General features: G+C 74.6%; 18 protein-coding genes. 12 read left to right on the top strand and 6 right to left on the bottom strand.

The genetic code is table 11. The features are described 5' to 3' along the window. The first annotated feature begins 101 nt into the window (after window positions 1–101). Genes NP075_RS12350 through NP075_RS12340 form a run of 3 tightly spaced genes read left to right on the top strand, consistent with a single transcriptional unit; the run spans window position 102 to window position 4,805 of the window. A complete protein-coding gene (locus NP075_RS12350) occupies window positions 102–2,504 on the top strand; it encodes an N-acetylmuramoyl-L-alanine amidase (RefSeq protein WP_227565465.1) in 2,403 nt (800 codons plus the stop codon). Further along, a complete protein-coding gene (locus NP075_RS12345) occupies window positions 2,491–3,054 on the top strand; it encodes a hypothetical protein (protein ID WP_227565464.1) in 564 nt (187 codons plus the stop codon). The genes NP075_RS12350 and NP075_RS12345 overlap by 14 nt, the downstream gene beginning before the upstream one ends. Next, window positions 3,051–4,805 (top strand): hypothetical protein, encoded by a 1,755-nt coding sequence (locus NP075_RS12340; RefSeq protein WP_227565463.1) that lies wholly within the window; start codon window positions 3,051–3,053, stop codon window positions 4,803–4,805. Before NP075_RS12345 ends, NP075_RS12340 begins: the two co-directional genes overlap by 4 nt. Window positions 4,806–4,887: 82 nt before the next feature. Here NP075_RS12340 and NP075_RS12335 read toward each other — a convergent pair whose 3' ends face one another. Continuing rightward, the gene (locus NP075_RS12335) at window positions 4,888–5,739 is read right to left on the bottom strand and encodes a glycosyltransferase family 2 protein (protein WP_227565462.1); all 852 of its coding nucleotides are present in this window, start codon (window positions 5,737–5,739) and stop codon (window positions 4,888–4,890) included. Window positions 5,740–5,857: 118 nt separating this feature from the next. On the opposite strand from NP075_RS12335, the gene NP075_RS12330 reads away from it, so the two are divergent. Together NP075_RS12330 and NP075_RS12325 are read left to right on the top strand one after the other, a co-directional pair. Next, window positions 5,858–6,868 carry a glycosyltransferase gene (locus NP075_RS12330; RefSeq protein ID WP_227565461.1) on the top strand — a complete coding sequence of 337 codons (1,011 nt, stop codon included), beginning with the start codon at window positions 5,858–5,860 and terminating at the stop codon, window positions 6,866–6,868. Beyond that, window positions 6,865–7,932 carry an NAD-dependent epimerase/dehydratase family protein gene (locus tag NP075_RS12325; protein ID WP_227565460.1) on the top strand — a complete coding sequence of 356 codons (1,068 nt, stop codon included), beginning with the start codon at window positions 6,865–6,867 and terminating at the stop codon, window positions 7,930–7,932. The genes NP075_RS12330 and NP075_RS12325 overlap by 4 nt, the downstream gene beginning before the upstream one ends. On the opposite strand, the gene NP075_RS12320 is transcribed toward NP075_RS12325, so the two are convergent. The 3 genes from NP075_RS12320 to NP075_RS12310 are packed head-to-tail and all read right to left on the bottom strand — an operon-like array spanning window position 7,869 to window position 11,673. Then, window positions 7,869–9,413: a glycosyltransferase family 4 protein gene (locus tag NP075_RS12320; protein WP_227565459.1), complete on the bottom strand. Its 1,545-nt coding sequence runs from the start codon at window positions 9,411–9,413 to the stop codon at window positions 7,869–7,871. The two genes, NP075_RS12325 and NP075_RS12320, sit on opposite strands and share 64 nt — an antisense overlap. Then, window positions 9,410–10,987 (bottom strand): glycosyltransferase, encoded by a 1,578-nt coding sequence (locus tag NP075_RS12315; RefSeq protein ID WP_227565458.1) that lies wholly within the window; start codon window positions 10,985–10,987, stop codon window positions 9,410–9,412. Before NP075_RS12315 ends, NP075_RS12320 begins: the two co-directional genes overlap by 4 nt. Continuing rightward, window positions 10,984–11,673 carry a hypothetical protein gene (locus NP075_RS12310; RefSeq protein ID WP_227565457.1) on the bottom strand — a complete coding sequence of 230 codons (690 nt, stop codon included), beginning with the start codon at window positions 11,671–11,673 and terminating at the stop codon, window positions 10,984–10,986. The genes NP075_RS12315 and NP075_RS12310 overlap by 4 nt, the downstream gene beginning before the upstream one ends. 73 nt (window positions 11,674–11,746) lie before the next feature. Here NP075_RS12310 and NP075_RS12305 point away from each other — a divergent pair, with 73 nt between their 5' ends. Genes NP075_RS12305 through NP075_RS12295 form a run of 3 tightly spaced genes read left to right on the top strand, consistent with a single transcriptional unit; the run spans window position 11,747 to window position 16,041 of the window. Next, window positions 11,747–12,733: a GDP-mannose 4,6-dehydratase gene (locus NP075_RS12305; RefSeq protein ID WP_227565455.1), complete on the top strand. Its 987-nt coding sequence runs from the start codon at window positions 11,747–11,749 to the stop codon at window positions 12,731–12,733. Window positions 12,734–12,736: 3 nt separating this feature from the next. Next, a complete protein-coding gene (locus tag NP075_RS12300) occupies window positions 12,737–13,735 on the top strand; it encodes a GDP-mannose 4,6-dehydratase (RefSeq protein ID WP_227565454.1) in 999 nt (332 codons plus the stop codon). Next, window positions 13,732–16,041: a hypothetical protein gene (locus tag NP075_RS12295; protein WP_227565453.1), complete on the top strand. Its 2,310-nt coding sequence runs from the start codon at window positions 13,732–13,734 to the stop codon at window positions 16,039–16,041. Before NP075_RS12300 ends, NP075_RS12295 begins: the two co-directional genes overlap by 4 nt. 7 nt (window positions 16,042–16,048) lie before the next feature. On the opposite strand, the gene NP075_RS12290 is transcribed toward NP075_RS12295, so the two are convergent. Beyond that, window positions 16,049–17,164, bottom strand: coding sequence for a glycosyltransferase family 4 protein (locus tag NP075_RS12290; protein WP_227565452.1), 1,116 nt, complete (start codon window positions 17,162–17,164; stop codon window positions 16,049–16,051). Next, window positions 17,161–17,790, bottom strand: coding sequence for a dTDP-4-dehydrorhamnose 3,5-epimerase family protein (locus NP075_RS12285; RefSeq protein WP_227565451.1), 630 nt, complete (start codon window positions 17,788–17,790; stop codon window positions 17,161–17,163). Before NP075_RS12285 ends, NP075_RS12290 begins: the two co-directional genes overlap by 4 nt. Window positions 17,791–17,895: 105 nt before the next feature. Here NP075_RS12285 and rfbD point away from each other — a divergent pair, with 105 nt between their 5' ends. From rfbD to NP075_RS12265, 4 genes are all read left to right on the top strand, one after another. After that, window positions 17,896–18,762, top strand: a complete 867-nt coding sequence (gene rfbD / locus NP075_RS12280; protein ID WP_227565450.1) for a dTDP-4-dehydrorhamnose reductase — start codon at window positions 17,896–17,898, stop codon at window positions 18,760–18,762. Next, entirely contained in the window at window positions 18,755–19,924 is a 1,170-nt protein-coding gene (locus NP075_RS12275) for a glycosyltransferase family 4 protein (protein ID WP_227565449.1), read from the top strand. Before rfbD ends, NP075_RS12275 begins: the two co-directional genes overlap by 8 nt. 90 nt (window positions 19,925–20,014) lie before the next feature. Beyond that, on the top strand, window positions 20,015–21,568 hold the full coding sequence (locus tag NP075_RS12270) for a DUF2079 domain-containing protein (RefSeq protein ID WP_227565448.1): 1,554 nt from the start codon (window positions 20,015–20,017) through the stop codon (window positions 21,566–21,568). Beyond that, a complete protein-coding gene (locus tag NP075_RS12265) occupies window positions 21,565–22,386 on the top strand; it encodes a glycosyltransferase family 2 protein (RefSeq protein ID WP_227565447.1) in 822 nt (273 codons plus the stop codon). The genes NP075_RS12270 and NP075_RS12265 overlap by 4 nt, the downstream gene beginning before the upstream one ends. The last annotated feature ends 13 nt before the right edge of the window (window positions 22,387–22,399 follow it).

The raw sequence follows: 22,399 nt of genomic DNA, 5'->3' as shown, positions 1-22,399 counted from the left end.
GTCCCACCAGCGGCGCCCCCAGCACGTAGGGTCGCAGCGCTCGGTGACGACGACAGGGGTGGGGGACGATGAGGACTTCGACGACCAGGCGCAGCTGGGCTGTGGCTGCGCTGGTGGGTGCACTGGCGTTGCCGCTCACCACGACGACGGCACACGCGTCCGCGTCGCCGTCCCCGACGGACGTGGCGGCGCCGTCCGACACCGACACCACGTTCCGCGAGCTCGAGCTCGGTGACGCGAAGCCGGAGGGTGCGCGCGACCGGACGGCCGTCGTCGACTCCGGCGTCCGCACCGTCGACGAGTTCACGGTGCTCGGCATCAGCTGGGCGGCGACCGAGACCGACGTCACCGCCCGGTACCGCACGCGAGCGGACGGCCGCTGGACGCCGTGGCGCGAGACCGGCGCGGGTGAGGGCGAGCAGGGGGAGACCCGGACCAACAGCGACGCGCTGGTGGTGCCACCCAGCACGGCCGTCGAGGTCGAGGTCCGGACCGCTGCAGGCCCGGTGAACGACGTCAAGGTCGTGCTCATCGACGGCGGCGAGGGCTTCGCGCAGGAGCCGGCAGCCGCCGCGGCCTCGAGGTCGGCGGCGCAGTCGGCCGTCGCGGCGTCGAGCATGCCGCGCCCGGCGATCATCTCGCGCGCCCAGTGGGGCGCCGACGAGTCGATGCGCACCTGCTCGCCGGACTACACGACGACGACGTCGGCGGCTGCGGTGCACCACACCGTGTCGAGCAACACCTACTCCGCCGAGGCGGCGGCCGGTGTCGTCCGCGGCATCTACGCGTACCACACGCGCGCGGAGTCCAGCGGGGGCCGCGGCTGGTGCGACATCGGCTACAACGCGCTCGTCGACCGGTTCGGGCGCGTGTACGAGGGTCGGGCCGGCTCGTTCGACCAGTCGGTGGTGGGTGTGCACACCGGGGGCTTCAACAGCCGGACCTTCGGGGTGTCCGTGATCGGTGACCACAGCACGACGGTCCCGAGCGCGCAGGTCCTCGAGGGCGTGTCGCAGGCGATCGCCTGGAAGTTCGCGACCGAGCGGATCCTGGCGAACACGACGGTGACGATGGTCTCCGGCGGCGGCGCCTCGAAGTACCCCGAAGGCACACCCGTGACCTTCCACACGATCTACGCGCACCGTGACGCGGCGCAGACGGCGTGCCCGGGCGAGCAGCTCTACGCGCGGATCCAGCAGGTCCGGGACCGTGTCGCGGCGCTCGCCAACGACGTCGTGCACGCCTCGCCGCTGGCGATCTGGGAGTCGACGTCGACCACCGCCGGCTCCGTGCGGGTGGCGGGCTGGGCGTTCGACCCCGAGAGCACGCAGTCGCTCGTGGTCGACGTCGTCGTCGACGGCGTCTCGCACCCCGTGCTCGCGGGGGACGACCGGCCCGACGTCGCCGCCGCCTACCCCGGTGCGGGTGCGGCGCACGGGTTCCGGGCCGAGGTCCCGCTCGCCCCTGGCGAGCACACCGTGTGCCCGTGGGTGCGCAACGTCGGCAACGGCGCCGACCAGCTCCTGGGGTGCCGGCGCGTGACGGTGACGAACACCGCGCCCGTCGGGTTCCTGGACCGGGTGACGGCGACGCGCTCGACGATCCAGGTGGCGGGCTGGGCGCTGGACGCGGACGTCGCGGGTCCGGTGCAGGTGCACGTCTACGCCGGACCCACGTTCATCGGCGCGCTCACCGCGGACCGTGACCGGCCGGACATCGCTGCGGCGTTCCCGCAGGCCGGCGGTGCGCACGGGTTCACCGGCGAGATCCCGGTGGCGGCCGGGCGCCACCGCGTGTGCGTCTACGCCATCAACGCCCCGGCAGGGGTGAACCCGTCGCTCGGCTGTGCGCAGGTGGACGTCGTCAACGCGACGCCCGTCGGCTTCCTCGACGCCGTCGGCTCCGACGGCTCGTCGGTGCGGGTCGAGGGGTGGGCGCTCGACACCGACGACGCGACGGCACCGGTCCAGGTGCACGTGTACGCCGGCAGCACGTTCGTCGGCGCGGTCACGGCCGACCAGGCACGCCAGGACATCGCGGCGGCGTACCCCGGTGCGGGGGCCGCGCACGGGTTCGCGGCGAACCTGCCGATCGCCGCGGGGCGCCATCGCATCTGCGTCTACGCGATCAACGCGCCGGCGGGGGTCAACCCCGGCCTGGGCTGCCGCCAGGTGGACGTCGTCAACCCCGAGCCGGTGGGCTTCGTCGACGAGGTGGTCCGCACCTCGCCGCAGAGCGTCCGCGTGTCCGGGTGGGCCGTGGACACCGGGGCCGGCGCGGGACCCGTGCAGGTGCACGTCTACGGGGGCGCGAGCTTCCTCGGTGCCGTGTCCGCGGACCAGGCCCGGCCCGATGTTGGCGCGGCCTACCGGTGGGCGGGGGAGAGGCACGGCTTCTCGTTCGAGGTGCCGCTCGCCGCCGGCCCGGCGCGCGTGTGCGTCTACGCCATCAACGTCCCCGCAGGTGTCAACCCCTCGGTCGGGTGCCGCGATGTCGCGAGCTGACGTCCGGTCCGTGCGTCCGCTCGCCGGTGCGCTCCTCGTGGTGCTCCTCGCGGGGTGCGTGACGGGCACGCCGCAGGACCCGGCCGCCGGTACGCCGCGGCCCACGTCGACGGCGTCGGCGACCGGTGCGTCCGCGTCGCCGTCCACCACGCCGGTGGCCGACCCGCCGGCCACCGCCGCGGCCACGCCACCGGCGCCGTCACCTGCGCCGAGCGCGCCGGCGCCCGGCCCGGCCGCACCGGCCCGCACCCCTGTCGAGGTGGTGGTGAGCTGGGCGATGTGGGACGAGCAGGCGGGGCAGGTGCAGGTCGCCGGCTACGCCGCCGACGTGGTCGAGTCCGGCGGGACGTGCACGCTGACGCTGCGCCTGGGCGAGCACACGGTCACGGCCGAGCAGCAGGCCACTCCCGACGCGACCACCACGACGTGCGGCGCCGTCGCCGTCCCGCGCGACCGGCTGCCGCAGGCGGGCACCTGGGTCGCGGTCATGTCCTACGTGTCCGACAAGTCCTCAGGTTCGTCGCCGGACGTGTCGATAGGAGTCCCGTGATCATCGTCCGCAGTCGGCGTGCGCCCATCGCGGCCGTCGTCACCATGCTCGCGCTGCTCCTGTCCTCGATGGTCGCGGCCGCGCCACCCGCGTCGGCCGCGAACATGAGCCAGTTCGACCCCGGGTACATCATCAGCGACGCGGTCTTCTACGACGGCTCGGCGATGTCGGCGCCCGCGGTCCAGGCGTTCCTGGACTCGAAGGGGGCCAGGTGCAACCGCGCGGCCGACGGGACGGCGTGCCTGAAGGACTACGTGACGTCGAGCAACGACCGGGCCGCCGACTCCCGGTGCGCCCAGCCCTACCAGGGAGCGGCGAACGAGAGCGCGGCGACGATCATCACCAAGGTCGCGCAGGCGTGCGGCATCAACCCGCGGGTGCTGCTGGTGACGCTCCAGAAGGAGCAGAGCCTCGTGACCCGGACCACGGCGGGCACGGACGCCGTCTACCGCAAGGCCATGGGCTTCGGGTGCCCCGACACCGCGGCCTGTGACAGCAGGTACTACGGCTTCTTCAACCAGGTGTACTCGGCGGCGTGGCAGCTCCGGTCCTACGCGCTGAGCCCCACCCGCTTCAACCACCGGGCCGGTGCGGTGAACACCGTGCGGTACCACCCGGACAGCGCGTGCGGCTCGTCGCAGGTCTTCATCCGGAACCAGGCGACCGCGAGCCTGTACAACTACACCCCCTACCAGCCCAACGCCGCGGCGCTCGCCGCGGGCTACGGCACGGGCGACTCCTGCTCGTCCTACGGCAACCGCAACTTCTGGGCGTACTTCACCGACTGGTTCGGCTCGACCATCAGCCCCGACCCGGTCGGTTTCCTCGACAGCGTGACGTACGCCGGTGCGGGTGTCGTCCGGGTCTCGGGGTGGGCGCTCGACCCGGACACCTACGACCCGATCGACGTCCACGTGTACGTCGGCAGCAACCCGGTGGGCGTGCGGGCGGACGCATCGCGTCCCGACATCGCGGCCGCGTACCCCGGCTGGGGCGACAGGCACGGGTTCACGGCGGACATCGCGGTCGGCGAGGGCACGCACCGTGTCTGCGCCTACGCGATCAACGTGCCGGCCGGCGGGAACCCCGGCCTCGGCTGCCGCGACGTCGTCGTGACCAACGCCGGGCCCCGGGGAACCCTCGACCTGGTCGCGCCGACGGCGTCGACGGTCCGCGTGGCGGGCTGGGCGTGGGACCCCGACACGGCGGCCCCGGTGGAGATCCACGTGTACGCGGGGAGCAACCACATCGCGACGACGAGCGCCGACAGGTCGCGTCCCGACGTGGCCGCCGGCGTGCCCGGTGCCGGCGAGCTGCGGGGCTTCGACCTCGAGATCCCGATCGCCGCGGGCAGGCACCGGGTCTGCGCGTACGCCATCAACGTCCCGACGTCCCTCAACCCGTCCCTGGGGTGCCAGACCGTGGACGTCGTCAACGCCGAACCCACCGGCTTCCTCGACCAGGCCACCGGGGCGAGCGGCGCCGTCGTGCTCAGCGGCTGGGCGTGGGACTCCGACGGTGTCGGGCCGACGCAGCTGCACGTGTACGTCGACGGCGCGTACGCCGGTGCGGCGGTCACGGACCGTCCCCGGCCCGACGTCGCCGCCGGCGTGCGCGGGGCGGGCCCGAACCAGGGCTTCGAGCTCGCGGTGCCGGCCGTGGCGGGCTCGCGCGAGGTCTGCGTCTACCTGATCAACTCACCGGCGGGCGTGAACCCGCGCCTGGCGTGCACGCGGGTCACGGTGCGCTGACGGCGCGGTGCGCTGACGGCGCGGTGTGCTGACGGCGCCGTGTGCTGACGGCGCGGCGCGCTGCGCCGACGGCGCCGACCGCTCAGCCGGCGGCCGCGGGGCGCGCCGTCATGCGCCTGCCCAGGACGGCGTAGGCCACGCGTCGCTGCAGCGCGGCCACGCCGGCCCGCACGTCGCCGACGCGCACGTCGACCTCGCGCACCGCCTCCGGGGCGAGCGCGTGCATGCGGGCGTTGAACGCCCTGGCCTGGGCGTGCTGCTCGGCCGCGAGCCGCACGCTCCACTGTGACGCGCTGACGCGGAACGACGCGAGCGTCTCGTCCACCGCGACGAGGTCGCCACGCAGCAGCAGGTGCGCGTAGGTCCCGAGGTCGATGTAGTAGGGCTGGGAGTCGTCCCACCAGCCGGCGCTCGCGAGGGCGTCACGGCGCAGCAGGACGCACGCGGGCTCTCCCAGCGGGTTGCCGCCGCTGCGCACGGCCGTGCGCAGGGCGCGCCGCCCGTCGACCCGGCCGCGCATGCCGGCCAGCCCTCGGCCCCGCAGGAAGACCTCACCGCGGGCGTCCACGAGGTCGCGGCGGCACGCGACGACCGTCGCGCCGGGGCCGGCGGCGTCGAGCGCCGCGACCTGGCGCTCCAGCGCGCGGGGGTGCAGCAGGTCGTCCCCGCAGACGAGCTTGAGGAGCTCACCGCCGGCGGCCTGGCTCACCGCGTCCCAGTTGCGGCGGGCGCCGCCGCCCGCGGGCGTCCGGCGGAGCGTCACCCGGGGGTCGTCCGCGTACGGTTCCAGGACCTCCCAGGTGCCGTCGTCGGACCCGTGGTCCGCGACCACGACGTCGAAGTCGTCGTAGGTCTGGGCGAGGATCGAGTCCAGCGTGGCGCCGACGTGCTCGGCGTTCCGGTACGCGGGGACCACGACCGACACGCGGCTCACGGGGTCACCGGCGGGCAGGTGGTGGCCGGTCGGCGACCGGGGTGGGGCGTGCTCACTCGCAGATCCGTCCGTGCGTGGGGGGTCAGGGCCGATACGAACGCCTGACTATAGTCTTCCCGTGTCGTCGCTCCCCGTCCCCCCTGACGCGGCCCCCCACCGCATCTCGGTCGTGGTTCCCGTGTACCAGGGGGAGCGCACCCTGCCGGGTCTTCTCGCGGAGATCGAGGCGTGGTCCGCGCCCTTCGAGACGTCCGACGGCCACCGCGCCGTCGTGAGCGAGGTGCTCCTCGTGCACGACCACGGGCCGGACGGCTCCGAGGACGTGATCCGCAAGCTCGCGGCCACGTCGCACGTCGTCCGCCCGGTGTGGCTGAGCCGCAACTACGGGCAGCACGCCGCGACCCTGGCCGGGATGGCGTCCGCGGGTGGGGACTGGATCGTGACGATGGACGAGGACGGTCAGCACGACCCGGCGTCCATCGGTGACCTCCTGGACGTCGCGATGCGGGAGCGCGCGTCCCTCGTGTACGCCCGGCCGACCAACCCGCCGCCGCACGGCGCGCTGCGCAACGCGGCGTCCCGGGGCGCCAAGCGGCTCACCGACGCCCTGACCGGCGGACGGCAGAGCAGGGACTTCCAGAGCTACCGCCTGGTGCTGGGTGAGCTCGGCCGCAGCGTCGCGGCGTACGCGGGCTCGGGTGTCTACCTCGACGTCGCACTCGGATGGGTCGTCGGCGACGTCGCCACCTGTCCGGTGGTGCTGCGGACCGAGGACCGGCCCTCGGGCTACCGCCTGCGCACCTTGCTGTCGCACTTCTGGCGCATGGTCCTGACGAGCGGCACGCGCGGCCTGCGGTTCGTGAGCGTCCTCGGTGTGGTGTTCGGCGTGCTGGGCGTGCTCCTCGCGCTGTTCGTCGTCGTCTCGTCCCTGACGGGCGGCGACACGCCCGAGGGCTGGTCGTCGACCGTCGTCGCCGTCCTGCTCACGAGCGGCGCGGTGCTGTTCTCCCTCGGGATCGTGGCCGAGTACGTGGGCGTGGCCGTCAACATGGCCATGGGGCGCCCTTCCTACCTCATCGTGAGCGACCCGGCCGACGGGCCGCTCGGACGGGGAGGGCGCGGGCGGTGAACGCGCAGCGGGTCGATGGTCCGCCGGCACTCGTGGTCGGCGGCGGCGGCCTGCTGGGTCGCGCCGTCCTCGCGCGGGCCGCGCGCACCGGCTGGGACGTGGACCGGTGCGCCGTCCCGTGGCACGACCCGGCCGAGGTCGCCCCTGTCGTCGCCGACGCCGTCGACGCCGTCCGGGCCCGGGCCGGCAGCGGTCCGTGGTACCTCGTGTGGTGTGCGGGAGCGGGCGTGACGTCGAGCCAGGGCGACGCGCTCGGTCGTGAGGTGGCGACGATCGAGAGCGTGGTCGACGCGCTGCTCGACCGAGCCGGACCGGGCGGCCTGACGCAGGCCCGCGTGTTCCTGGCGTCCTCCGCGGGCGGTGTGTACGCCGGCTCGTCCGGCCCGCCGTTCACCGAGCGGACGGTGCCGGTGCCCCTGGCGGCCTACGGCCGCGCGAAGCTCGCCACCGAGCAGGTCGTCGCGCGTCTCGCGACGCAGGGCGGTGCGCGCGTGCTCACCGGGCGTCTGTCGAACCTCTACGGACCCGGTCAGAACCTCGCGAAGCCCCAGGGCCTCGTCTCCCAGCTGTGCCGCAGCCAGCTCACCGGCCGGCCCGTGGGCGTGTACGTCTCGCTCGACACGCTGCGTGACTACCTCTTCGTCGACGACGCCGCAGCGCTCGTCGTGGACGGGCTCGAGCGGCTGCCGGAGGTCGTGGCACCCGGGCAGGTCCTCACCAAGATCCTCGCGTCGCAGCGCGCCGACTCGATCGCGTCGCTGGTCGGGGAGGTGCGGCGGCTGTCGCGCCGCCATGCGCGCATCCTCGTGGCCCCATCGCCCGCGTCGTCGGGCCAGGTGCGGGACCTGCGGCTGCGATCGGTGGTGTGGCCGGAGCTCGACCGCCGTCCGGTGACCCCGCTGGTCGTCGGCGTCCACGCGACCATGCGTGACCTCGCGGCCGGCCTCGGCGCCGGCGCCGTTGCCCGTGCCGGTGGCGCCCAGGCCCCGCCGCCGGTCCCTCAGCCGCGTGCGGTGCCGACGGCCCCGGTCGTGGTGCCCGCGGCGGTGCCGGCGACGAGGTAGTCCCACGTCTGCGCGGCGTACTCGTCCCAGGTCCGGGCCGGGGACGCGACCGCCTCGGCCGTCAGGGAGGCGAGCAGCTCGTCGTCGTCGGCGAGCCGGCGCAGGCCCCGCGCGAGCGCGACGTCGTCCCGCGGGTCCACGAGCAGGCCGCCGCGACCCTCGGCGATCTCCCGCATGCTCCCGAAGTCCGACGTCAGCACGGGCGTGCCCGTCGCGATCGCCTCGGCGACGGGCAGCCCGAACCCCTCGTTGAGCGACGGGAAGACCACGAAGCGGGCCAGCGCGTACAGCGCCCACAGCTCGTCGTCGGAGAGGGCCGAGACCGCCGAGACGGGCCGGCCGGCCGCCGCCAGCTCCTTGAGCCTGCGCTCGAACGTCTGCGACCCCCAGGCGTTGCCCCCGACGAAGAGCAGGCGGAAGCGGCTGCCCGACCGCCAGGCGAGCTCGGCGGCCTGGAGGACCGCGAGGTGGTTCTTGCGGGGCTCGTGGCTGCCGACGCACAGCGCCACCGGCAGGCCGTCGGCGGCGAACCGGGAACGCGCGCGACGCACGTCCTCCGCGGAGGCGGGCTGCGCCTCCACCGGGAGCACCACGGGCGCGATCTCGGGGCCGTCCAGCCCGGCACCCGTCAGCATCCGGCGCCAGCCGCGGTACTCGCCTGCCGCCGCGTGCGAGATCGTCGCGACGCGGTCCATGTGCCGGACCGCGGCGAGGTTCTGCGCGAACGCCGCGCCCATGCCGGTGCCGATGGTCTCGGCGCTGGTGATCGGCACGCAGTCGAAGCCGACCACCCCGGTGCGCGAGCCCGACCAGCGGGCCAGGGCGAGGATGCGCTCGGTGCGCTCCTGCTCCGTCGCGAGCTCGGGCAGGACGTAGGTCGCCCGCCACGGCAGGACGACGCGGTCCGTGGCCAGGGCGCGCGAGGGGACCGGCCCGCCGTGCAGTGCGACGCGCACCTCGTCGGGCGTCAGGCGCCGCAGTGCGCGGCCGTCGGCCGTCCACCCCACGAGGACCACGTCGTGGGCGTCCGCCCACCGACGTGCCGTCTGGCGCGCCACCCGCTGGATCCCCGTCGCGAGGGACGTGCGCGAGGTGTGGGCCAGGTCGACCAGGACGACGTCCGACAGGACCTCGACGTCGCGTCCCGCGACGGCGCGCCGCCACGGGGCACGTGGTCCGGCCAGCACGTCCGCGAACCCGGTGAGCGGCCCGTCCAGGGCCACGGCACGGACGTGGGCCAGCACCTCGGCGTCGCGCGGCATCGCGCCCTGCAGCACCGCCAGGGTGAGCCAGGTGGCGTCGGGGGCGGCGCCGGCGAGCAGGTCGTCGAACGACGCGACCAGTCCCCGCGGGTCCGTGGGCGGCTCCTGGCCCGACAGCGTCCTGACGACGGTCGCGAGCCGCGCCCGCGCACCCGTCGCGGCAGGGCTGCCGCCGGTGAGCGCGCGGACCGCCCGGCGGACCTCGGCCTCGGTGCTCATGGCGTGTCCTCGTCGGTCGTGGCGGTGCTCGGGACGTCCCCGGCGACCAGCGCCGCCCAGGAGTCGCGGGCGTAGTCGTCCCAGGTGCGGCGCCGGCGCGAGCGCGCCTCCTCGACGAGGCGCGCGTGCAGCGCGTCGTCGACCAGGAGCCGGCGCATCGCGTCCGTCACGGCGTCGTCGTCGCGCGGGTCGACCAGCAGCGTGCCGCCGTCCTGGCCGATCTCGCGCGTCGAGCCGAAGTTGCTGGTGATCGCCGGCGTGCCGACCGCCAGGGACTCCGCGACCGGCAGCCCGTACCCCTCGTGCACGGAGGGGAACACGGTGAAGCGCGCGGTCCGGTACGCGGACCACAGGGCGTCGTCACCGACGGCGCGGCCCACCTCGACCGGGCGGCCGCGGGAGGCGAGGGTCCGCACCGCGCGGTCGAACGGTCGCGAGGCCCAGCTCGACCCACCGATGAACCGCAGGCGGAACCGGTGCCCCTCGCGCCAGAGCACCTCCGCGGCGTGCAGGACCGTCAGGTGGTTCTTGCGGGGCTCGTGGCTGCCGACCACGACGACCTGGGGCAACCCGTCCTCGGGAGTCACGGCGTCCGGCAGACGGGCCGGCACGTCGACCGGCAGGTCGCAGGCCGCCACGCCCGGGCCCGTCAGGCCCTGGGCGGGCAGCATGTCGACGAACCCGCGGAACTCCTCGGCGGCCGACGCGCTGATCGCGGCCACCCGGCGGGCGTGCTTGACGACGGTGAGGTACCGCACGAAGCGCTCGGGCTCGGCCGGCGGCATGAGGTCCGCGCTCACCACCGGGATCGCGTCGTACCCGACGAGCGAGACGGCGTTGCCGGAGTGCTGGGCGAGGGCGGCGAGGGGGAGGCACAGGTGCGGGGCGGGGACCTCGGGCAGCACGACCGTGCTGCGCCACGGCACCACGACCACGCGCGGGCGCGCCGTCAGGGGCTGGACACCGATCGGGCCCCGCCACCGCAGGACCCGGGAGGTCTCGGCGTCGTCGAGCCGCCGCATCGCGCCCGTACCGGTCCACGCGACGAGCGTGAGCTCGTGCTCGCGCGCCCACCGCGGCACGGTGCTGCGCACGACGCGCTGGATGCCCGTGTTCAGGTCGTGCCGGGCGGAGAAGTCCACGTCGACGACCACGCCGTCGTGCACGATGTCGATCCCGGCGAGGCAGTCCGTCACGGTGGCGAGGGCGAGCGCGGTCGTCAGGAGCCACCGGGCGGACGCGCCGGGCGTGTCCGCGACCAGCCGGCGGCGGGCGTCGAGGACCTCCTCGGACGTGGGGAAGGCGCCCGTCAGCGCGACGAGCAGGAGCCAGGTCATCGACGCGTCGGGGTGCGATCGCGCCCGGTCGACGAGGTGGGCGAGGAGGTCGCCGACCCGCTCCGGCGAAGCGGGTGCCACGACGAACGCGTCGTCGGCGGGCCGCGTGGTGCCGTCCCCGGCCGGGGGCAGCGCGCCGTCCGGGTGGCCGGTCGGCATCCCCACGGCGTCGGCCACCGCCTGCAGGCGCGCGTGCAGGGCCTGCAGGACGTCGGCGGGCGTGGACCCGTCGCTCACCTGGGGATCCACCCGCGCACCGCGCGCAGCGGGGCGGTGATCCGCCACGACAGCGTCGCGCGCATCGCCTCGGCCTCGGCGTGCTGGATCTCGGTCCCGCGCCGTCCGGGTCCCAGCTCGGCCACGGCCTGCGCCCAGCCGTCGACGGCGAGCGACCGCCAGGACGCGGCCTCCGCCTGCGCCTCGGCGAGGGCGGCCGCGGATGCGTCGTCGTCGGGCGCGGCGGACGTGCCGGACGGCTCGTCGCCGGGCAGCAGCAGCGCGGTCCGCCCGGGTGCGGCGTACCACCACGACGCGCCGTCGAACAGGGCGGGCGTGTACCCCAGCGCCACGAGCGCCGCGTCCGGCTCGCCGTCACCCGTCCCGGCGACGACGACCAGCCACGGCCGGGCGCCGGCCGCCAGGGCCCGTGCCACGCCGGCTGCCGCCGCCTCCGCGAGGACCAGCGCGTGCGGCGGCGCGTCGACGTCCAGGGCGGCGTCGACGTCGTCGGCCGCGACGGCGCGCGCCTCCCAGCCGAGGGCCGCGAGCGAACGGGTGACGGACGGCGCACCGTCCGCCGTCACCTCCACGACACGAACGGCGGGCAGATGGCCGAGCGTGCGCAGGAGGACGACGTCCTCGGCGCGTGCGGCGGTCGACACGAACGGCTCTCGGGGCACGTCGGCGAGTCTAGTGCCGGGCATGGCGCGTCCTCGCGCCGCACGCCCACCCGGTAGAGTCGAGCCGACCCTTGCCGACCCGACGAGTTAGGTCCTGATGAAGCGCGCATTGATCACCGGTGTCACCGGCCAGGACGGCCTGTACCTCTCCGAGCTGCTGCTGTCGAAGGGGTACGAGGTCTACGGCCTGGTCCGTGGGCAGAACAACCCCAAGCTCGCGCTGCTCGAGCAGACGGTCCCAGGTGTCAAGGTCCTGACCGGCGACCTCATGGACATGTCGTCCCTGCTGCGTGCGCTCAACGTCGCACAGCCCGACGAGGTCTACAACCTGGGGGCCATCTCCTTCGTCGCGTACTCCTGGGAGAACGCGCACCTGACGTCCGACGTCACGGGCAAGGGCGTGCTGAACCTGCTCGAGGCCATCCGGCTCTACGCGGGCGACGACATCCGCAAGGTGCGCTTCTACCAGGCGTCGAGCTCGGAGATGTTCGGCAAGGTCCAGGAGGTCCCGCAGCGGGAGTCGACGCTGCTGTGGCCGCGCTCGCCGTACGGCGTGGCGAAGGTCTACGGGCACTACATGACGATCAACTACCGCGAGTCGTACGGCATGCACGCCTCGTCGGGCATCCTGTTCAACCACGAGTCGCCGCGCCGCGGGCCGGAGTTCGTCACCCGCAAGGTGTCGCAGGCCGTCGCGCGCATCTCGCTCGGCCTGCAGGAGAACATCTCCCTGGGCAACCTCGACGCCAAGCGTGACTGGGGCTTCGCCGGCGACTACGTCGAGGCGATGTGGCGGATGCTGCAGCAGGAGGAGGGCGACGACTACGTCGTGGCCACCGGGGAGACGCACTCGATCCGCGAGCTCCTCGACGTCGCCTTCGCGCACGTGGGCATCGAGGACTGGAGCTCGCTGGTGCTGCAGGACCCGCGGTTCATGCGTCCCGCCGAGGTCGAGCTGCTCATCGGCGACCCGGCCAAGGCGTTCGACAAGCTCGGGTGGAAGCCGCAGGTCGGGTTCGAGCAGCTGGTGCGGATGATGGTCGACAACGACCTCGCCGAGCAGCGGGCGCTGGCCGGGCTCTGAGACGTGCCCGCTGCACTCGTGACCGGTGCCACCGGTCAGGACGGGTACTACCTGTGCCAGGGCCTCGCCGCGGCGGGCCTCGAGGTCCACGCGGTGGTGCGACCGTCGGACGACGGCACGCAGGACCCGGGTCTCGACGACCTGCGGGCCGTCGTCCCGGGCCTCGTGGAGCACGAGGCGGACCTCGGTGACGCCGACGCCCTGAGCGCCGTCGTCGCCGAGGTGGCCCCCACCGAGGTCTACAACCTCGGCGGCATCTCGTCGGTCGCCCAGTCCTGGGCGCAGCCGGTCGCGACGGGCCTGGTCAGCGGGCTCGCCGTCGGCGTCCTCCTCGACGCCGCGTGGCAGCTCCAGGAGCGCACGGGCCGGCAGGTGCGGTTCGTGCAGGCGTCCAGCGCCGAGATCTTCGGTGAGGCGCCGACGTCCCCGCAGGACGAGCGCACGCCGGTCCGGCCGCGGTCGCCCTACGGTGCCGCGAAGGCGTACGGCCACCACATGGTGGGCGTCTACCGTGCCCGCGGTCTGCACGCGTCGGCCGTCGTGCTCTACAACCACGAGTCGCCGCGGCGGCCCGAGGCGTTCGTGACCCGCAAGATCACGCGGGGTGCCGCGCGCATCGCCGCCGGCCTGGACAGCACGCTGACGCTCGGCTCGCTGGACGTGCGGCGCGACTGGGGCTGGGCGCCGGACTACGTCGAGGCGATGGTGGCCGCGGTCCGTGCCGACGTGCCGGACGACTACGTGATCGCCACCGGTGTCGCGCACACCGTCGAGGACTTCGTGCGCGCGGCGTTCGCGCGCGCCGGCATCGACGACTGGGCCGCGCACGTGCGGACGGACCCCGCGTTCGTCCGGCCGGCGGAGGCGTCGCTCCAGGTGGGGGACTCCACCCACGCACGTGAGGTGCTGGGCTGGCAGCCCACGAAGGGCTTCACGGACGTCGTCGACGCGATGGTGGACCACGACCTCGCCCTGCTCGCGGCGGTGGGCCGGCGGCCGTGACCACCGAGGTCGGTCTGAGGGCGCCGTCGACGTCGCCCGACGGGACCGGGGAGACCCGGTCCCGTCGGGGCGCGCGCCTCGCGCTGCTCGCGGAGCCGGCGACGTACGTGGCCTCGGCGCTCGCGACGGTCGTCGCGACGTTCCTGGGCCTGCGGCTGTGGCAGGCCGACCTGCGGGTGCCGTTCGCCTACCACGGCGACGCGGTCGCGATCGCGGCTCACGTCAAGACCGTCATCGAGACGGGCTGGTACGAGTTCCAGCCGTTGCTGGGCTATCCCGCCGGGCAGACGTACCACGACTTCCCGACGGCCGACAACCTCAACTTCGCGGCCGCCCGCGTCCTCGGCTGGTTCACGTCCGACTGGGCGCTGGCCACCAACCTGTACTACCTCGTCGGGTTCCCCCTCGCCGCCGTGGCGATGGTGTGGTTCCTGCGGGAGGTCGGCGTCTCCCGGGCGGTGACCGTCGCGCTGTCGGTGCTGTTCGCCGTCGCGCCGTACCACTTCCTGCGCGGCGTCGGGCACCTGTGGCTCGCGTCGTACTTCACGCTGCCGCTCGGTCTGGTCGTGGTCCTGCGCGCGGTGCGCGGCGAGCCCCTGTGGGGACGGGGCCGCCGCGGTGGGCCCGTGCTCGGGCTCCTGACGGGCCGGGGCGCGGTCACCGTGCTCTGCGTCGGGCTCGTGGCCACGGCGTCGTCCTACTACGCGGTGTTCCTGCTGGTGCTGCTGGCCTCGGCCGGCCTGGCCGCCTGGCTGCGGGAGCGCGACTGGCGGCGGTTCGTCGGCGCGGCCGTCGCCGGGCTGACGACCCTCGCGGTGATGCTCGCGAACATGCTCCCGGACTTCCTGTACGAGGCGCAGCACGGTCCGAGCGCGACGGGACTGGTCCGCGACCCCGCCGAGGTCGAGATCTACGCGCTCAAGCTCGCGCAGCTGCTGCTGCCCGTCCCCGGGCACCGGGTCGACCTGCTCGCGGCGCTGCGCTCGCGGTACGACTCGTCGTACCCGCTGGTGTCCGAGCAGCCCGCCCTCGGCGTCGTCGCCGCGGTCGGCCTCGTCATCTGCTTCGTCGTCGTCGCGTACACGCTGGGCGCCCAGGGCGCCCGCAGGCGTGCGGAGCGGACGGCCGAGCAGGTCGCGAGCACGGTCACGATCGCGCACCTGTCGATGCTCACGTTCGTCGCCTTCCTGTGCGCCACCGTCGGCGGCCTGGCGACCTTCCTGTCGTTCGTCACGGCGAGCCTGCGGGGCTGGAACCGGATGTCCATCGTGATCGCGGCCCTGTGCCTCGCGGTCGTCGGTCTGGTGGTCGACGCCGCGGTGCGGGCGTGGGCCCGCCGCGTCCAGCCGCGTCCGGCCGCGCGACGGGCCGCTGCGTGGAGCGTGGCGGGCGCGCTGCTCGTCGTCGGGTGCGCCGACCAGATCGCGCCCGGGGCGGTCCCGGACTACCCCGGGACCCGTGCCGCCTTCGAGGCGGACGCGGCGTGGGTGGCGGCCGTCGAACGGCAGATGCCCCCGGGCGGAGCGGTGTTCCGGCTCCCGCACGCGGGCTTCCCCGAGACCCCGCCCGTCAACGGCGTGGCGGACACCGAGCAGCTCAAGCTGTACCTGCACTCCGCGACGCTGCACTGGTCGGGTGGTGGCATCAAGGGCCGCGCCGCGACGGACTGGGCGGCGGCCGTCGCGCAGGAGGAGCCGGCCGAGCTGGTCGAGTCGGTGACGCTCGCGGGCTTCGACGGGATCCTCGTCGACCGTGCGGCGTACGGGCTCGAGCGCGCCGGTGAGGTGGAGGCGGGCATCGCCTCGCGCGTGGGGGTGTCGGTCGCCGAGAGCGCCGACGGCAGGTTCGCGCTCTTCACGCTCGCGCCCGAGCACGCGCGGCTCGACGCCGAGCTCGGCGACGAGGAGCTGGCGGCACAGCGCGAGGAGGTGGTGGCTCCTGTCGCGATCTACGACGGGCGCGGCGTGGGCACCACCACGGACGAGGACGGTCTGGACCTGCGGGCCCTGCCCACGGGGGACGGGACCTTCACCTTCGACAACCCCCGCGAGGTCGTGGTGCCGGTCCGGGTGCGGGGTGTCGTCGAGGCCCCCGGCGCGGGGCATCTCGTCGTGGAGGCCCCCGGGATCGAGGAGACGATCGAGGTGTCCGGTTCCGGGCTCGCGACGCTCGACGTGGTCGTGGACGTCCCGCCGGGGCACTCCACCCTGAGCCTCGTCGTGCACGGTGACCTGGAGGCGGCCGCCCCGGTGACGCTGCGCGACCTGACCGTCGACGAGGCCGACGTCACGGCGGCCGTCCGCTGAGCTGGCGTCAGCGCCGGGCGGCGGCGCGCCGGTAGACCGCGAGGGTCTGCTCGGCGCACCGGTCCCACGTCTGCTGCTCCGCGTACGCGCGCCCTGCGGTGGCCAGCCGACCGTGCGAAGGGCCCGCGGCCTCGAGGATCGCATCGGCCATGGCAGCGGCGTCCAGCGGCGGGACGAGCAGGGCGCGGTCGGCGCCGGCGATCTCGGCCATCGACGTCCCGGCCGACGTCACGACCGGCACGCCGTGCGCCATCGCCTCGAGCACCGGCATGCCGAAACCCTCCCAGACGGACGGGAAGCAGAAGGCGCGCGCGCCCGCGTACGCCGCGTGCAGCGTCGCGCTGTCGACCTGCCCTGCCAGGTGCACCCTGCCCTCCGGCAGCGCACGCAGGGCGCGGTCCAGGTCCGGGTCGCCCCAGCCGCGGGGACCGATGAGCAGCAGGTCCAGGTCGCTGGAGCGGGCCACCACCGCGAACGCCTCGAGCAGGGTGCGCACGTTCTTGCGCGGCTCGATGGTGCCGCACCACATGACGTACGGCCGGGTCAGCCCGAGCCGCTCGCGCACCTCGGCGACGGTCGCGGCCGCCACCTGCGGCACCTCGACGCCGTGGGGCACCACGTGCAGGCGCTCGGGGTCGATGCCGGCCGCGGCGGCGTCGGCGCGGGTGGCCTCGGAGACCACGACCACCTCGTCGGCCTCGCGGGCGACGACCTCCAGGGCGCGCCGGAAGAACGCGTTGCCGCGCGGTGTGAAGTGCGTCGGGTCGCGCAGGAAGGCCAGGTCGTGCACGGTGACGACCAGACCCGGCCCCCTGGGCGGGACGGCCCACGTGGTGGCGTGCACGACGTCGGGGTGCGCGGGGCGCCACGTGTGGGGACGACGAAGCCGCGCCCACGCCTCGTAGAGCGCCGGGCGGGGGAGGCGCGACGCCACAACGGCCAGGTCCTCCGGCGGCGCCCAGGTGCCCTCCGGCGGCCCGCCGTGCCGCGCCCGCACCCCCGTCACCTCGACGTCGGTACGCCGGCGCAGAGCGGCGGCCAGCTCGAGCACGTACCTGCCCGAGCCCCCGGGCTGCGGCTGCCACAGCTGTTCGACGGTGAGGCAGGCGCGCAAGGGGGTCATGCGCGCGCGGCGGCGTCCAGACCGCCGACGTAGTCCGCCGTGGCGTCCCAGGTCGGCAGCAGGCCGGAGGCGAGCGCCTCGGCGAACGTGGGGGCGGCGAGGTCCTTCTGCGAGAGCTCGTGCTCCATCGGGCGGCCGTGGCGGTCCGTCGAGGGCCAGTCGATCGCGAGCTCCGGGTCGAGCGGGTGGATGCCGTGCTCGCGCGTCGGGCTGTACTCCGACGAGCACAGGTACTGCACGGTCGTCTTGTCGTCCAGCGCGCAGAAGGCGTGGCCCAGGCCCTCGCCCAGGTAGACGGCCGCGCGGTTCACGTCGTCGAGCAGCACGGCGTCCCACGTGCCGAACGTGGGGGACCCGACCCGGATGTCGACGATCACGTCGAGGATCGCCCCGCGCAGGCACGTGACGTACTTGGCCTGGCCGGGCGGGACGTCGGCGAAGTGCACGCCGCGCAGCACACCGGGCGCCGACACGGACGTGTTGACCTGCCGCAGGTCGAACGGGTGGCCGACGGCTTCGGTGAACGCGGTCGACTTGTAGAGCTCCAGGAACGCGCCCCGGGAGTCGCCGTGGATCACCGGCGTCACCTCCCACGCGCCACTGACCTTCAGCTCACGAAACCGCATCGAACCTCCATCGCCGCCCAGCCCGGACGACCTCGGTCGGTCGCCCGGACCACCCTACCGCCGGGTATCGTGGCTGGCCGTCGGTCGGAGGAGAGGAGCGCCACGGTGCGTTGGCTCGTGACAGGTGCTGCCGGGATGCTCGGTCAGGACCTGGTGGAGGTGCTCGGGGGCGAAGGCCCCGACGTGCGTGCGGTCGACCGCGAGGAGGTGGACATCACCGACCCGGGGGCGGTCGCCACCGCCGTCGCCGACCGGGACGTCGTCGTCAACTGCGCCGCGTGGACGGCGGTCGACGCGGCCGAGGAGCGCGAGGGCGACGCGTTCACCGTCAACGCGGTCGGGCCGGCGACCCTGGCGCGAGCGATCGCGGGGGCCGGCGGACGACTCGTGCAGATCTCGACGGACTACGTCTTCGACGGCAACGCCGAGCACCCGTACGCAACGGACGCGCCGCAGCGGCCGCGGTCCGCGTACGGCCGCACGAAGGCCGCAGGCGAGTGGGCCGTCGCCGCGAGCGGCGTCGACCACCTCGTCGTGCGCACGGCGTGGCTCTACGGCGCCCGCGGGCCGTGCTTCCCGCGGACGGTGCAGCGGGTCCTGACCGAGCGCGGCGGGATCGACGTCGTCCAGGACCAGGTCGGGCAGCCGACGTGGACGCGTGACGTCGCCGCGTACGTGGTGCGCCTGGTCGAGGCCGGCGCGCCCACCGGGTCGTACCACGGCACGTCCCAGGGGCAGACCTCGTGGTTCGGGTTCGCCGGTGCGGTCGCGGCCAGCATGGGCCTGGCGGCGGACGTCGTGCGGCCCACGACGAGCGAGGCCTTCGTGCGCCCCGCGCCCCGGCCGGCGTACTCCGTGCTGGCGCACGACGAGCGGGCGGGCGTGGCGCCCATCGGTGACTGGGCCGACAGGTGGCGGGCGGCCGCCGACGAGGTCCTCGGTCTGGACGCAGCGGTGCGGCCGGGTGCCTGACACGCGACGCGTCCTCGTCGACGCGACGGCCATCCCGGCCGACCTCGGCGGCGTCGGCCGCTACGTCGTGGAGCTCGTGCCCGAGCTCGCGGAGCTGGGGCCCGAGGTCGTCGTCGCCTGCCGTCCGGGCACCGAGGGCTGGGTCGCCGAGCGCGCGCCGCAGGCGCGCGCCGTCGTCGTGCCCCGTGCCGCCGCGTCCTCGCGGCCCGCCCGCATGGCCTGGGAGCAGGTCGGGCTCCCCGGTCTCGTGCGCAGGACGCGCGCGGACGTGCTGTTCAGCCCGCACTACACGATGCCGGTGGCGCCGGTGCCCGCGGCACGCGTCGTCACGCTGCACGACGCCACCTTCTTCAGCCGGCCCGACGTGCACTCGCGAGACAAGCGGGTCTTCTTCCGGCAGGCGACGTCGTGGGCGGTCCGCCACGCCGACGCGCTGGTCGTGCCCTCGGCCGCGACCCGCGACGAGGTGCTGCGGCACGCCGGCGGCGACCCTGCCCTGTTCCACGTCGCGCACCACGGGGTCGACGCGTCCACGTTCCACCCGGTCGACGAGGCCGAGAAGGCGCGCGTCGCGGCGTCGCTCGGGGTGCGACCCGGCGGGTACGTCGCCTTCCTCGGCACGCTCGAGCCGCGCAAGAACCTGCCGGCGCTGGTGCGCGGGTGGTGGTCGGCGTTCGGCGACGCGACGGATGCCCCCGACCTGGTGCTCGCGGGAGGACGCGGGTGGGACTCGGAGCTCGATGCCGTCGTCGCGAGCCTGCCCGGCGGCGGGCCGCGGGTCGTGCGGCCCGGCTACCTCCCGGTCGACGACCTCGCCGGGTACCTCGGGGGAGCGGCGGTCGTCGCCTACCCGAGCCTCGGCGAGGGCTTCGGTCTGCCCGTGCTCGAGGCGATGGCGTGCGGTGCGGCGGTCCTCACCTCGCGCGAGCTGTCGCTTCCGGAGGTGGGCGGGGACGCGGTCGCCTACACGGGCACGTCGGCGCCCGAGGTGGCCGACGCGCTGCGCACGGTGCTGGCCGACGCGGCGCTGCGGTCCCGGCTGGGCACGGCGGCGCAGGCCCGTGCGGCGTCGTTCACGTGGTCCGCAGCCGCACGTGCGCACGTCCTGGCGTTCGACGCCGCCGTCGCCCGGCGTGAGGGTCGAGCTGCACTTCTGCGCTAAGGTGCCTGGGGCTCGATTACGGACATTCCGGCGTCGAGGGTGCGCGACCAGGGGATAGGTGCTGTGGAGTCCACCGTGGGGGTCACGCCTGTGAGCGTCGACGCGACACCGGACGACGGCACGACGGCCGACGCCCGCCGCGAGGTCCTGGGGGGACGCGCGCGGGTGTGGTGGGCTCGCCGGACCTGGCACGACGGCGTGCTCGTGGTGATGGTGCTGGCGTTCACGGCCGTCTTCGGGGCGCTCGGGATCGCGCGGCACCGCGGCCTGCTGACGCACGCGTTCGACGCCGGCCAGATGATCCAGGCGTTCTGGACCATCCGGCACGGCGGTGACGTCAACACCGTGACGGGGCTCCCGTTCCTCGGTGACCACGCCCGGTTCATGCTCTACCCGCTGGCGCTGCTCGGTCTGCCGGCCCAGGCGCTCTTCGTCGCGCAGTCGTTCACGCTCGCACTCGGAGCCGTGCCCGTCTACCTGCTGACGGCACGACGTGCACCGCGGTGGGCGGCACTGGTCGCGGCCGCACTGTTCCTCGCGTACCCGAGCCTGCAGTGGACGGCGCTGTTCGACCTCCACCCCGAGGTCATGGCGACGACGCTGCTCCTGCTCGCGTTCTGGGCGGTCGACGGGCGTCGGCACGTGGTGTACGCGGTGATGGTCGTGCTCGCGCTGGCCTGCCGGGAGGACGCCAGCGTCGCCGTCGGGCTCATGGGTCTGCTGCTGGTGCTCGAGCGGCGCTGGCGTGTCGGTCTGCTGACCATCGGCGGTGCCGTCGGCGGGCTCGTCGTGGCGACGCTCGCGCAGCGCGCGGCGAACCCGTGGGGCCTGTCCGTGCTCGAGGAGAGGTTCGGCTACCTGGGGACGACGCCGGGTGAGGTCGTCGCGCGGCTGGCCCAGCCCGCCGAGACGTTCGCAGGCCTGCACCTGGGGCTCAACGGGTGGCTCATGGTCCTGGGGTTCCTGCTGCCGGCCGCACCGATGTTCCTGGCGCGCTGGACCCGCCTGCTGCCCGCCCTCCCGCTGCTGGTGCTGAGCCTGCTGTCCACGCTGCCGATGCAGAAGACGATCTACTTCCACTACGGCTTCCTGCCGACCGTCTTCATCTTCATCGCCGTGTCCGACGGCATGGTGCGGCTGGCAGCCCTGCGCCCGCGCGCACGTGCCGTGGTGACGCCCGTCGTGGCGGCCGTCGTCGCCGTCACCGTGGTCGTCGGCTCCCCGTTCACCGACCTCGGGTACCGGGGCCCGGACGCGTGGGGCAAGCCGGCGACCGTCCCGGACCAGCTGGCCCGCACGTTCACGCCGGAGTTCCGGGCCGACGCCCGTGCGGTGCTCGCGCAGGTCGGGGAGGGGTCGGTCAGCGCGTCGGCGAACCTCCTGCCGCAGCTGGCCGAGCGGTCCGAGGTCTACATGTTCCCCAACCCGTTCTACCCGGCGTGGAACGGGCGGTACCTCACGAGCTGGCCGGGCCGGTCCGTGCGTCCGACGATCCCGAAGGACCCCCCGCGCTGGGTCGTCGTGGACCTCGTCCACACCGGTCCGGAGCCACCGGAGGTCCGCGAGGAGGTCCTCGACCTGCTGCCCGAGGCCTACCGCCTCGTGAGCGAGACACCGAACGTCCAACTGTGGGAGGAACGATGAGCGCGAGCACCGCCGACGAGAACGCGCGGGTCGACACGCCGGGTCCCGGCGGCGGCAGGAAGATCGTGATCGTGATGCCCGCCTACAACGCGGCGAGCACGCTGGAGGACACGGTCCGCCTCATCCCCGCCGGCTACGCCGACGAGGTCATCGTGGTGGACGACGCGTCGCTCGACGCGACGCTGACGGTCGCGAGCACGCTGGACGTCACGACCCTCCCGCTGCCGCACAACGTGGGGTACGGGGGCAACCAGAAGTCCTGCTACCTGGAGGCGCTGCGGCACGGTGCGGACGTCGTCGTCATGCTGCACCCCGACGGGCAGTACGACCCGGAGCTCATCCCGCGCCTGGTGCAGCCGATCCTCGACGGCGAGGCCGACATGGTGCTCGGGTCGCGGCTCGCCGCCGGGGCCTCGGCAGCACGCGCGGGCGGCATGCCGTGGTGGAAGCTCGCAGCGAACCGCTTCCTGACCACCACGGAGAACACGGTTCTCGGTACCGGCTTCAGCGAGCTGCACACCGGGTACCGCGCCTACTCGCGGGGCTTCCTGGAGTCGGTGCCGTTCCTGCGCAACTCGAACGACTTCGTCTTCGACTCCGAGGTCATCGTGCAGTCCGTGGCCTACGGCCAGCGCGTCGTCGAGGTCCCGGTGCCGACCCGCTACTTCCCGGACGCGTCGTCCATCAACTTCCGCGTCAGCGCGGTGTACGGCATGAAGACGCTCTGGACGCTGGCGCGGTACGCGCGCCACCGGGCGGGCCTGGGATCGGCCCCGTTCCTGCGCCCCGTGCGTCGCACGCCCCGACCCGAGGCCTGAGGCGCCGCGCGTC

It is taken from the genome of Cellulomonas wangsupingiae, from assembly GCF_024508275.1.
GTDB classification, from domain to species: domain Bacteria; phylum Actinomycetota; class Actinomycetes; order Actinomycetales; family Cellulomonadaceae; genus Cellulomonas; species Cellulomonas wangsupingiae.
Note: the sequence above shows the minus strand (reverse complement) of the source record. Positions and strands in the feature narration are given on the sequence as shown.

What these genes read in the sequence shown, in the direction of transcription:
- NP075_RS12345 (WP_227565464.1), top strand. Translation starts at nt 2,491, where the DNA reads ATGTCGCGAGCTGACGTCCGGTCCGTGCGTCCGCTCGCCGGTGCGCTC.
- NP075_RS12320 (WP_227565459.1), bottom strand. Translation starts at nt 9,413, where the DNA reads ATGAGCACCGAGGCCGAGGTCCGCCGGGCGGTCCGCGCGCTCACCGGC.
- NP075_RS12310 (WP_227565457.1), bottom strand. Translation starts at nt 11,673, where the DNA reads ATGCCCGGCACTAGACTCGCCGACGTGCCCCGAGAGCCGTTCGTGTCG.
- NP075_RS12305 (WP_227565455.1), top strand. Translation starts at nt 11,747, where the DNA reads ATGAAGCGCGCATTGATCACCGGTGTCACCGGCCAGGACGGCCTGTAC.
- NP075_RS12290 (WP_227565452.1), bottom strand. Translation starts at nt 17,164, where the DNA reads ATGACCCCCTTGCGCGCCTGCCTCACCGTCGAACAGCTGTGGCAGCCG.
- NP075_RS12285 (WP_227565451.1), bottom strand. Translation starts at nt 17,790, where the DNA reads ATGCGGTTTCGTGAGCTGAAGGTCAGTGGCGCGTGGGAGGTGACGCCG.
- NP075_RS12265 (WP_227565447.1), top strand. Translation starts at nt 21,565, where the DNA reads ATGAGCGCGAGCACCGCCGACGAGAACGCGCGGGTCGACACGCCGGGT.